We start from the raw sequence: 8,394 nt of genomic DNA, 5'->3' as shown, positions 1-8,394 counted from the left end.
GATGTAATAAAATATTTGATTAATACAATTCCCAAAATACGTAAGAATTTAAGACATGCAATTGAAATGTTAAATGTAAAAAAGAAAGAATTTTTGTCCCTGATTCCTAATGTAACTTGTAATTATATTAAAACTAAATTAGAAGAATTAGATAATACTTTAGGCAAATGGGAGCCATTTCTTAATGATTTAAAAGCAGTGTCACCAATTTTAGATAACCATTTAGATGATATTGTTAAGAACATGAAGCCTTTGATTGTACAGATGTTATTTGAACCATCTCATTATGATGATATGTTTATTTCAAGAAAAGCTTTAACGCCAGTGTTCTCAAGCGTTTTATAAAGCTTGTAAAAAATATAAGGGCAAAAAAAGGGCAGATTTAAGCTAACTTGGAATGTTTTCGAGTTTTTGAGTTAGTTCTCTATCCATTTTTTCAGTTACATGAGTATATATGCGAATGGTTGTTTTTTCATCTACATGTCCTACCCTTTTCATAATTGCTTTTAAAGAAACATTCATTTCTACTAATAAAGTTATGTGTGTATGTCTAAATGTGTGCGTGGTAACTTTCTTATTCATATTTAAAGCTTTTGTAGTTTTCTTAAGCACACCGGCGATTTGATTATTACATAAAGGATTCCCTTTTTTTGTTGTGAATATGAACCCTCTGTCAACATAGCTCGAATTCCATCTTTTCAACATTTTGTTTTCCAGTATTATCTTTTTAAAAATTTCTACGGTTCTAGAATTGATGCTGATACTTCTTTTTGAACTTATAGTCTTTGTAGTGTCTTTGTATCCGAATCCTTCCTCGTATTTAATGCGGTGAATTGTACCTGTTATATTGATAGTTTTGTTTAATAAATCTATATCTTTTTCCTGCAGTGCTTGTAGTTCTCCTATGCGCATACCAGTTAAAGCCTGTACTTCTAAGATGCTGGCAATTAAAATGCGATTTCGCTTGTGTAACTTATTATCATTTAGTATATGATCACGTATCTGTAGGACTTGGTTCATTTCTAAATAGTTGTACATTTTAGATTCATCTTTTTCGATATCCTCTATTGTTTTTCTTCTTTTAGGAATTTTGACATTAGTTAACAAATATTCATTTGGATAATTGTAAAATTTAACTGCATATTTAATAGCTCCTTTCATATCTCCGAGTTGACGGGTTACTTGATTTTGAGAATAGATATCTGATAATTTATTAATAAATATCTGCATATATTTTGTATCTAGTTTGTTTAAAAGCAAGTTCTCAGAGCTGTATCGTTTAATGTTTCTAATTCTTATTTTTATATTATTAAGAGTAGTCAACTTTGAACCTGATGTTTTTATATGATATTCAAGCCATTCATCTAATAGCGCGTGAAAAGTCAAAGTTTTTAATTCGCTTGACGACTTGTTGTTCAGTTTTTCTTTTATTTTTTCTTCTAAACGAAACATTGCTTCTTTTTGAGATTGTTTTGTATTCTTGTTCAACACAACACTTACGCGCTTCCATTTATCTGTGTATGGATCTTTATACTTCTCGTAGTATCTGTATTTAGTTTCGTTATTTTTGTTTTTAAATTTTTCAATCCACATGTTTATACCTCCTGCAAGAACGTATGTTCTATAAAATATTAAAAAATAATAAGGGTAGTCGGGCTACCCGTAATTTAGTACTAGGTACTAAATGTGTTATAATAAAATAAAAAGTAGGTGATAAGATGACTCAATTTCTAGGGGCGCTTCTTCTTACAGGAGTTTTAGGTTACATACCATATAAATATCTAACAATGATAGGTTTAGTTAGTGAAAAAAACAAGGTTATCAATACTCCTGTATTATTGATTTTTTCTATTGAAACATGTTTGATATGGTTTTATAGTTTTATAATTTTTAATAATGTTGATTTAAAAAATTTGAATTTAATTCAGTTGCTTACAGGTCTAAAAGCAAATATTTTGTTTCTATTTATTTTTGTTTTAACAGTGTTTGTATTTAATCCTTTAATTGTTAAATTTATTATCTGGTTAATTAATATAACCAGAAAGTTTATGAAATTGGATTGTATAAGCTTATTAGACAAAAGAGACAAGTTGTTTAATAACAACGGTAAACCAGTATTTATAGTTATAAAAGACTTTGAAAACAGAATCATTGAAGAGGGTGAACTTAAAACCTATAATTCAGCTGGTAGCGATTTCGATTTACTAGAAGTTGAGCGACAAGATTTCAAAGTATCTGATTTACCGTCAAACGATGAATTGTATATTAAACATACGCTTGTAGACCTTAAACAACAAATTAAATTGGATTTATATTTAATGAATGAATACTAATCTTTTTTCTTAGCTTTTTCTGATAAAGTGCTTTTTAATTTTTGGCTGGCGCCTGACTTTTCAAAACTTTTGTTTAATGGGTTACTACGAGTAGTTTCTTGTTTTTTGTTTTTATCTACCATAAAATTCTCACCACCATTCAACGTCTACACTAGTAGGCGTTTTTTGATTAGTAAAATCATAATGAATCTTCTTTGGTTAACTTATCTCCATCTATTTTTTGTGAAATAAATTCCAAGTATTTACGCGCATTATGTGACGATAAATCTTTAGGTAACTCATAAGTGAATGGTTGATTACCACTAGTTAAAACTTCATATACTATAGTTTCTTTTTTTATTTTGCAATTAGTTATTTTCATTATAAACTCCTTTTAAACACTGCTGAAATAGACGTCTTTTATATTAAAGTGCCATATAGGCGCTGTTGGTCACAATACAACTTTGCCCATTACTTTAATATTACTAAACGAAGCGACTTTGATATCATCATACTTCGGATTTAGAGATACCAAATTAATATAGTCTTCGCATATATCTACACGCTTGATAAGACTTACTCCATCTAATACAACGAGTGCAATTGTACCATCTTTAATAGAATCTTCTTTCTTAATAAAAGCGTATGTTCCTTGTTTTAACATAGGTTCCATTGAATCACCATTAACTAAAATACAAAAATCAGCATTTGATGGCGTTTCGTCTTCTTTAAAAAATACTTCTTCATGCAATATGTCATCATATAATTCTTCTCCTATGCCAGCACCAGTTGCACCACATGCAATATACGATACTAGTTTAGACTCTTTATATCCATCTATAGAAGTGACTTTATTCTGTTCTTCCAATTGTTCATTTGCATAGTTAAGTACGTTTTCTTGGCGGGGAGGTGTGAGTTTGTTGTATATGGAAGTGATGTCGTTATCGTCTTTGTATGTAGTATTTGATTCACTATACAAATCATTAATCTTCACATTGAAGTACTCAGCCAAAATTTTGGCAGTTGATAATCGAGGTTCTTCCTTTTCATTTTCCCATTTTGATATCTTGCCTTTCGTTAATTTCATTAAGTCGGGATATTTATTATTAAGATCAGTTGCTAATTGTTCCATAGTCATATTTTTATTTTTTCTTAGCTTCTTTAAACCTTCACCAATACCCATACGAAACCCTCCTTATATAAGATAATTTCATTATAAAAGTTTCGAAAACGAAACGCAAGGAAAATATTATTGCAAAAGTTGTTGACATCGAAACTTTTATGATGTATTCTTAAATCAAGTTGTTACAAACGAAACAAAAGGAGGGGGTTCAATGACAACTAGTGTAGCAGATAAACCATACTTAAAAATAAAAAGCTTGATTGCACTTAAAGGAACTAACCAAAAAGAAGTTGCTAAAGCAATCGGAATGGGTAGAAGTTTATTGAGTATAAAGATAAATCGAATTAATGGCAGAGATTTTACAACTTCAGAAGCTAAAAAATTAGCAGATCATTTAAATGTTAAAGTTGATGATTTTTTTTAAACTTTAAGTTTCGAAAGTGACAACTAAATAAAAATAAGGAGGACACTATGGAACAAATAACGTTAACCAAAGAAGAGTTGAAAGAAATTATAGCGAAAGAAGTTAGAAATGCTATAAAAGGCGAGAAACCAATCAGCTCAGGTGCAATTTTCAGTAAAGTAAGAATCAATAATGACGATTTAGAAGAAATCAATAAAAAACTCAATTTCGCAAAAGATTTGTCGCTAGGAAGATTGAGGAAGCTCAATCATCCGATTCCGCTAAAAAAGTATCAGCATGGCTTCGAATCAATTCATCAAAAAGCTTATGTACAAGATGTTCATGACCATATTAGAAAATTAACATTATCAATTTTTGGAGTGACACTTAATTCAGACTTGAGTGAAAGTGAATACAACCTAGCAGCAAAAATTTATAGAGATATCAAAAACTATTATTTATATATCTATGAAAAGAGAGTTTCAGAATTAACTATCGATGATTTCGAATGAAGGAGGAACTACAAATGAAACTACTAAGAAGGCTATTCAATAAAAAACACGAAAACTTAATTGACGTGTGGCATGGAAATCAATGGTTAAAAGTGAAAGAAAGCAAATTTAAAAAATATAAACTGGTCTCGGATAGAGAAGGTAAGAAATATCTAATTAAATAAGCGCACTTAATTAGTGCAAGTAATCAAGTGCGCTATTGCCTTACAATCCTAAATCTTTTCTGCTTTTTTCTTCTTCTTGTAATCCCAATAACACAGAAGAGTAAATGCTGAAATAGTCACGAGCAACGCTATCTTTAGCGAATGCAATTACGTCATCACCGACTTCTTGCCATTCGTTATGAATCTTATGTCTATCTAGAGCTCTAGGTAATAGCGAGATTGTAATATCGTGAGCAATTTTCTCTAAATCCATAAATTTCACCTCCTTCCACTGGGAGATAACTAAATTATATAACAAAACAACTTAAAGGAGGAACGACAAATGCAAGCTCAAAACAAAAAAGTCATCTATTACTACTATGACGAAGAAGGTAATAGGCGACCATTAGATATTCAAATTAATGACGGATATGAACTGATGGTCCGATCTCATTTCATCAACAACACCATTGAAGAAATACCATACGTAAATAATAACTTATATGCCTTGGTTGATGGTTATGAATTTAAGTTAGATTGAATTTTTGAGAAAGATATTGAAAAGCTAATTTCCCCATAAGATTAAGAGACATACTGGATGTTTTGTTAACGACTCTTTTAACTTCGTTCCAAGTTTTATTGTCTCTAATATTATCGAGAAATTCATGGCCAGACCAAGTGATGTCATCAATAATCCAAGAAACGACCCTGCCTTCGATGAATTTCAGATCGCAACAAATAAATTTAGCTTCTTCTAATTTTAAAAGTGAGTACATTACTGTTTCAAAATCATATTTATCAAAAATAATATTATCGTTGAAATTATGTCGAGTAAGTGGTTCACCTATTTTCTTATTAGATTCTATTTCTAAGAGCAAGAGTCTAACGCAATCGTGATTAAGTTTCATCCTATCACCTCCATAACAGGAGTATAGCAGAAAGGATCATAAACATCTTAAAAGGAGGAATAACAAATGAACATTCAAGAAGCAACTAAGATAGCTACAAAAAATCTTGTCTCTATGACACGGAAAGATTGGAAAGAAAGTCATCGAACTAAGATATTACCAACAAATGATAGTTTTTTACAATGCATCATTTCAAATAGCGATGGGACAAACCTTATCAGATATTGGCAACCTTCAGCCGATGACCTCATGGCAAATGATTGGGAAGTTATAAACCCAACTAGAGACCAGGAATTATTGAAGCAATTTTAGAAATGCTATCAATGATACTTTTTAAATTGTTTTTAAACTCATTTTCAAAGTAAACAACAGTCTTGTCTGAAATTGTTACATGATAAATAGTGTTACTAGCATACACGCCGTTTAGGAACCCAGAGTTTTTAAGTTTATTTAAATCGTATTTTACATCTTCGAAATGTAGTTTTTGAAAATACTTTGTATGTATATCTTTAGCACTTCCAAAATTATTGCAGGTTAATTTAACCGAACCTAACTTTACACATTCTAAATAATCTTTGTAGAGTACGGACAAGATATATTGTTGGTCTTTAGTAAGTGTATCAAATTCATCAGATATCAAGGGCATGTTATCACCTCCTTAGGTTGATAACAACATTATACACGAAAGGAGCATAAACAAATGAACACAAGATCAGAAGGATTGCGTATAGGCGTCCCACAAGTTTCTAGCAAAGCTGATGCTTCTTCATCCTATTTAACGGAAAAGGAACGTAACTTAGGAGCGGAAATATTAGAGCTTATTAAAAAAAGTGATTACAGCTACTTAGAAATAAACAAAGTTCTCTATGCATTAGATAGAGAACTTCAATACAGGGCGAATAATAACAAACTTTAACATTTATCTAAAGGAGTGATAGAGATGCCAAAAATCATAATACCACCAACACCAGAAAACACATATCGAGGCGAAGAAAAATTTGTGAAAAAGTTATACGCAACACCTACACAAATCCATCAATTGTTTGGAGTATGTAGAAGTACAGTATACAACTGGTTGAAATATTACCGTGAAGATAATTTAGGTGTAGAAAATTTATACATTGATTATTCAGCAACGGGAACATTGATTAATATTTCTAAGTTAGAAGAGTATTTGATCAGAAAGCATAAAAAATGGTATTAGGAGGATATTAAATGAGCGACACATATAAAAGCTACCTATTAGCAGTACTGTGCTTCACAGTCTTAGCGATTGTGCTTATGCCGTTTCTATACTTCACTACAGCATGGTCAATTGCGGGATTCGCAAGTATCGCAACATTCATATTTTATAAGGAATACTTTTATGAAGAATAAAGAAACTGCTACTTGTTGGAGCAAGTAACAGTGCAAGATGAGCAATTGTCTTAAATAATTATATAAGGAGTTATTAATATGACCTTACAACAAAAAATACTATCACATTTTGCAACATATGACAATTTCAATTCTGATGATGTTGTTGAAACTTTTGGGATATCTAAAACACATGCAAAATCCACTCTTTCAAAACTTAAGAAAAAAGGAAAGATTGAAATGGAAAGTTGGGGTATCTGGCGTGTTATTGAATCGCAATTGCATTTAAGTGTAGTCGAACGTAAGAAAGAGATATTAGAAGAACAATTTGAATTGTTAGCAAGATTAAATGAACAAAGTGATGACCCTAGAGAAATAGAAGAACGTATCAAGTTAATGATTCGTCTAGCTAACCAATTTTAAGGAGGAGTTAATCAATGGCAGTATTAGAAGATATTTTTGAAGAATTAAAACTATTAAATAAGAATTTACGCGTGTTAAATACTGAACTATCAACTGTAGATTCATCAATAGTACAAGAGAAAGTTAAAGAAGCACCAATGTCAAAAGAAGAAACAGCTCAACCGGAATCAATTGAAGAAGTTAAGGTAACTTCTGCTGATTTAACTAAAGATTATGTTTTATCAGTAGGAAAAGAGTTCCTTAAAAAAGCAGATACTTCTGATAAGAAAGAATTTAGAAATAAACTTAACGAACTTGGCGCGGATAAGCTATCTACTATCAAAGAAGAGTATTATGAAAAAATTGTTGATTTTATGAAGGCGAGAATCAATGCATGAAGCTAGATCACTCAAATAGAGCTCATGCAAAGCTTAGTGCAAGTGGAGCAAAGCAATGGCTAAACTGTCCACCGAGTATTAAGGCAAGTGAAGGTATTGCAGATAAAAGTTCAGTTTTTGCTGAAGAAGGTACATTCGCTCATGAGTTAAGTGAGTTATATTTCAGTCTTAAATATGAAGGCCTAACACAGTTTGAGTTTAATAAAGCTTTTCAAAATTATAAGCGAAATCAATATTACAGTGAAGAGTTGCGCGAATATGTTGAAGAGTACGTAGCTAATGTAGAAGAAAAGTATAACGAGGCTTTGAGTAGAGATGACGATGTAATAGCTTTATTTGAAACAAAATTGGATTTAGGTAAATACGTCCCTGAATCTTTTGGTACTGGTGATGTCATTATATTTTCAGGTGGTGTACTTGAAATTATTGACCTTAAATACGGTAAAGGCATTGAAGTTTCAGCTATAGATAATCCTCAACTTAGATTATATGGCTTGGGCGCATATGAACTGCTTAGTTTAATGTATGACATTCATACAGTTCGCATGACTATCATACAACCACGAATAGATAACTTTTCTACTGAAGAGTTACCAATATCAAGATTACTTCAATGGGGAACCGATTTTGTTAAACCATTAGCCAGACTTGCTTATAACGGTGAAGGTGAGTTTAAAGCAGGTAGTCATTGTAGATTCTGTAAGATAAAGCATTCATGTAGAACACGTGCAGAATACATGCAAAATGTGCCTCAAAAGCCACCACATTTGTTAAGTGATGAAGAGATTGCAGAACTTTTATATAAACTGCCTGATATCAAAAAATGGGCTGATGAAG

Annotated in this window: 19 protein-coding genes and 1 pseudogene; 13 read left to right on the top strand and 7 right to left on the bottom strand. The window is 31.1% G+C overall.

What is annotated here, in order from left to right:
• Positions 1 to 345: pseudogene (locus IDG60_RS01240) on the top strand (hypothetical protein); the annotation flags it as partial.
• Positions 346 to 387: 42 nt separating this feature from the next.
• Here the strand turns inward: IDG60_RS01240 and IDG60_RS01235 are convergent.
• The gene (locus IDG60_RS01235; RefSeq protein WP_000264751.1) at positions 388 to 1,593 is read right to left on the bottom strand and encodes a tyrosine-type recombinase/integrase; all 1,206 of its coding nucleotides are present in this window, start codon (positions 1,591 to 1,593) and stop codon (positions 388 to 390) included.
• 125 nt (positions 1,594 to 1,718) lie between these two features.
• Between IDG60_RS01235 and IDG60_RS01230 the strand changes: the two genes are divergently transcribed.
• The gene (locus IDG60_RS01230; RefSeq protein WP_000191466.1) at positions 1,719 to 2,333 is read left to right on the top strand and encodes a hypothetical protein; all 615 of its coding nucleotides are present in this window, start codon (positions 1,719 to 1,721) and stop codon (positions 2,331 to 2,333) included.
• Here the strand turns inward: IDG60_RS01230 and IDG60_RS01225 are convergent.
• From IDG60_RS01225 to IDG60_RS01215, 3 genes are all read right to left on the bottom strand, one after another.
• On the bottom strand, positions 2,330 to 2,476 hold the full coding sequence (locus IDG60_RS01225; RefSeq protein WP_001794606.1) for a hypothetical protein: 147 nt from the start codon (positions 2,474 to 2,476) through the stop codon (positions 2,330 to 2,332). The two genes, IDG60_RS01230 and IDG60_RS01225, sit on opposite strands and share 4 nt — an antisense overlap.
• A 35-nt stretch (positions 2,477 to 2,511) precedes the next feature.
• On the bottom strand, positions 2,512 to 2,694 hold the full coding sequence (locus IDG60_RS01220; RefSeq protein ID WP_000705240.1) for a hypothetical protein: 183 nt from the start codon (positions 2,692 to 2,694) through the stop codon (positions 2,512 to 2,514).
• 69 nt (positions 2,695 to 2,763) lie between these two features.
• Positions 2,764 to 3,495, bottom strand: a complete 732-nt coding sequence (locus tag IDG60_RS01215) for an XRE family transcriptional regulator (RefSeq protein WP_000511090.1) — start codon at positions 3,493 to 3,495, stop codon at positions 2,764 to 2,766.
• A gap of 151 nt (positions 3,496 to 3,646) precedes the next feature.
• On the opposite strand from IDG60_RS01215, the gene IDG60_RS01210 reads away from it, so the two are divergent.
• From IDG60_RS01210 to IDG60_RS01200, 3 genes are read left to right on the top strand one after another with little or no spacing between them, the layout of a single operon-like run.
• The gene (locus IDG60_RS01210; RefSeq protein WP_103182741.1) at positions 3,647 to 3,859 is read left to right on the top strand and encodes a helix-turn-helix transcriptional regulator; all 213 of its coding nucleotides are present in this window, start codon (positions 3,647 to 3,649) and stop codon (positions 3,857 to 3,859) included.
• 47 nt (positions 3,860 to 3,906) lie between these two features.
• The gene (locus IDG60_RS01205) at positions 3,907 to 4,350 is read left to right on the top strand and encodes a hypothetical protein (RefSeq protein WP_000435357.1); all 444 of its coding nucleotides are present in this window, start codon (positions 3,907 to 3,909) and stop codon (positions 4,348 to 4,350) included.
• A 14-nt stretch (positions 4,351 to 4,364) separates the two neighbouring features.
• Positions 4,365 to 4,514: a hypothetical protein gene (locus IDG60_RS01200; protein WP_180992785.1), complete on the top strand. Its 150-nt coding sequence runs from the start codon at positions 4,365 to 4,367 to the stop codon at positions 4,512 to 4,514.
• Positions 4,515 to 4,554: 40 nt separating this feature from the next.
• On the opposite strand, the gene IDG60_RS01195 is transcribed toward IDG60_RS01200, so the two are convergent.
• Positions 4,555 to 4,767: a hypothetical protein gene (locus tag IDG60_RS01195; protein ID WP_000362644.1), complete on the bottom strand. Its 213-nt coding sequence runs from the start codon at positions 4,765 to 4,767 to the stop codon at positions 4,555 to 4,557.
• A gap of 69 nt (positions 4,768 to 4,836) precedes the next feature.
• Here IDG60_RS01195 and IDG60_RS01190 point away from each other — a divergent pair, with 69 nt between their 5' ends.
• Entirely contained in the window at positions 4,837 to 5,034 is a 198-nt protein-coding gene (locus IDG60_RS01190; RefSeq protein WP_001148860.1) for a hypothetical protein, read from the top strand.
• On the opposite strand, the gene IDG60_RS01185 is transcribed toward IDG60_RS01190, so the two are convergent.
• On the bottom strand, positions 5,021 to 5,401 hold the full coding sequence (locus IDG60_RS01185) for a DUF2513 domain-containing protein (RefSeq protein ID WP_000773059.1): 381 nt from the start codon (positions 5,399 to 5,401) through the stop codon (positions 5,021 to 5,023). The genes IDG60_RS01190 and IDG60_RS01185 overlap by 14 nt on opposite strands.
• A 66-nt stretch (positions 5,402 to 5,467) precedes the next feature.
• Here IDG60_RS01185 and IDG60_RS01180 point away from each other — a divergent pair, with 66 nt between their 5' ends.
• Positions 5,468 to 5,713 carry a DUF2829 domain-containing protein gene (locus tag IDG60_RS01180; RefSeq protein ID WP_001025401.1) on the top strand — a complete coding sequence of 82 codons (246 nt, stop codon included), beginning with the start codon at positions 5,468 to 5,470 and terminating at the stop codon, positions 5,711 to 5,713.
• On the opposite strand, the gene IDG60_RS01175 is transcribed toward IDG60_RS01180, so the two are convergent.
• Positions 5,682 to 6,047 carry a hypothetical protein gene (locus tag IDG60_RS01175; RefSeq protein ID WP_001128433.1) on the bottom strand — a complete coding sequence of 122 codons (366 nt, stop codon included), beginning with the start codon at positions 6,045 to 6,047 and terminating at the stop codon, positions 5,682 to 5,684. The genes IDG60_RS01180 and IDG60_RS01175 overlap by 32 nt on opposite strands.
• 54 nt (positions 6,048 to 6,101) lie before the next feature.
• On the opposite strand from IDG60_RS01175, the gene IDG60_RS01170 reads away from it, so the two are divergent.
• The 6 genes from IDG60_RS01170 to IDG60_RS01145 form a co-directional block, all read left to right on the top strand.
• Positions 6,102 to 6,317 (top strand): hypothetical protein, encoded by a 216-nt coding sequence (locus IDG60_RS01170; protein ID WP_001097553.1) that lies wholly within the window; start codon positions 6,102 to 6,104, stop codon positions 6,315 to 6,317.
• Positions 6,318 to 6,341: 24 nt separating this feature from the next.
• Positions 6,342 to 6,605: a helix-turn-helix domain-containing protein gene (locus IDG60_RS01165; protein WP_001124160.1), complete on the top strand. Its 264-nt coding sequence runs from the start codon at positions 6,342 to 6,344 to the stop codon at positions 6,603 to 6,605.
• Positions 6,606 to 6,616: 11 nt separating this feature from the next.
• Positions 6,617 to 6,778 (top strand): DUF1270 domain-containing protein, encoded by a 162-nt coding sequence (locus tag IDG60_RS01160; protein WP_001285954.1) that lies wholly within the window; start codon positions 6,617 to 6,619, stop codon positions 6,776 to 6,778.
• Between the two features lie 78 nt (positions 6,779 to 6,856).
• Positions 6,857 to 7,180, top strand: coding sequence for a hypothetical protein (locus IDG60_RS01155; protein ID WP_000174998.1), 324 nt, complete (start codon positions 6,857 to 6,859; stop codon positions 7,178 to 7,180).
• Positions 7,181 to 7,194: 14 nt separating this feature from the next.
• Entirely contained in the window at positions 7,195 to 7,557 is a 363-nt protein-coding gene (locus IDG60_RS01150) for a hypothetical protein (protein WP_000279448.1), read from the top strand.
• Positions 7,554 to 8,394 (top strand): DUF2800 domain-containing protein (locus IDG60_RS01145; RefSeq protein WP_206160388.1); only part of this gene is annotated, 841 nt, incomplete at its 3' end. The genes IDG60_RS01150 and IDG60_RS01145, both read left to right, overlap by 4 nt.

This window comes from Staphylococcus sp. EG-SA-2 (genome assembly GCF_017152085.1).
The sequence above is the reverse complement of the archived record's forward strand: the minus strand, read 5'-3'. Positions and strand labels throughout refer to the sequence as shown.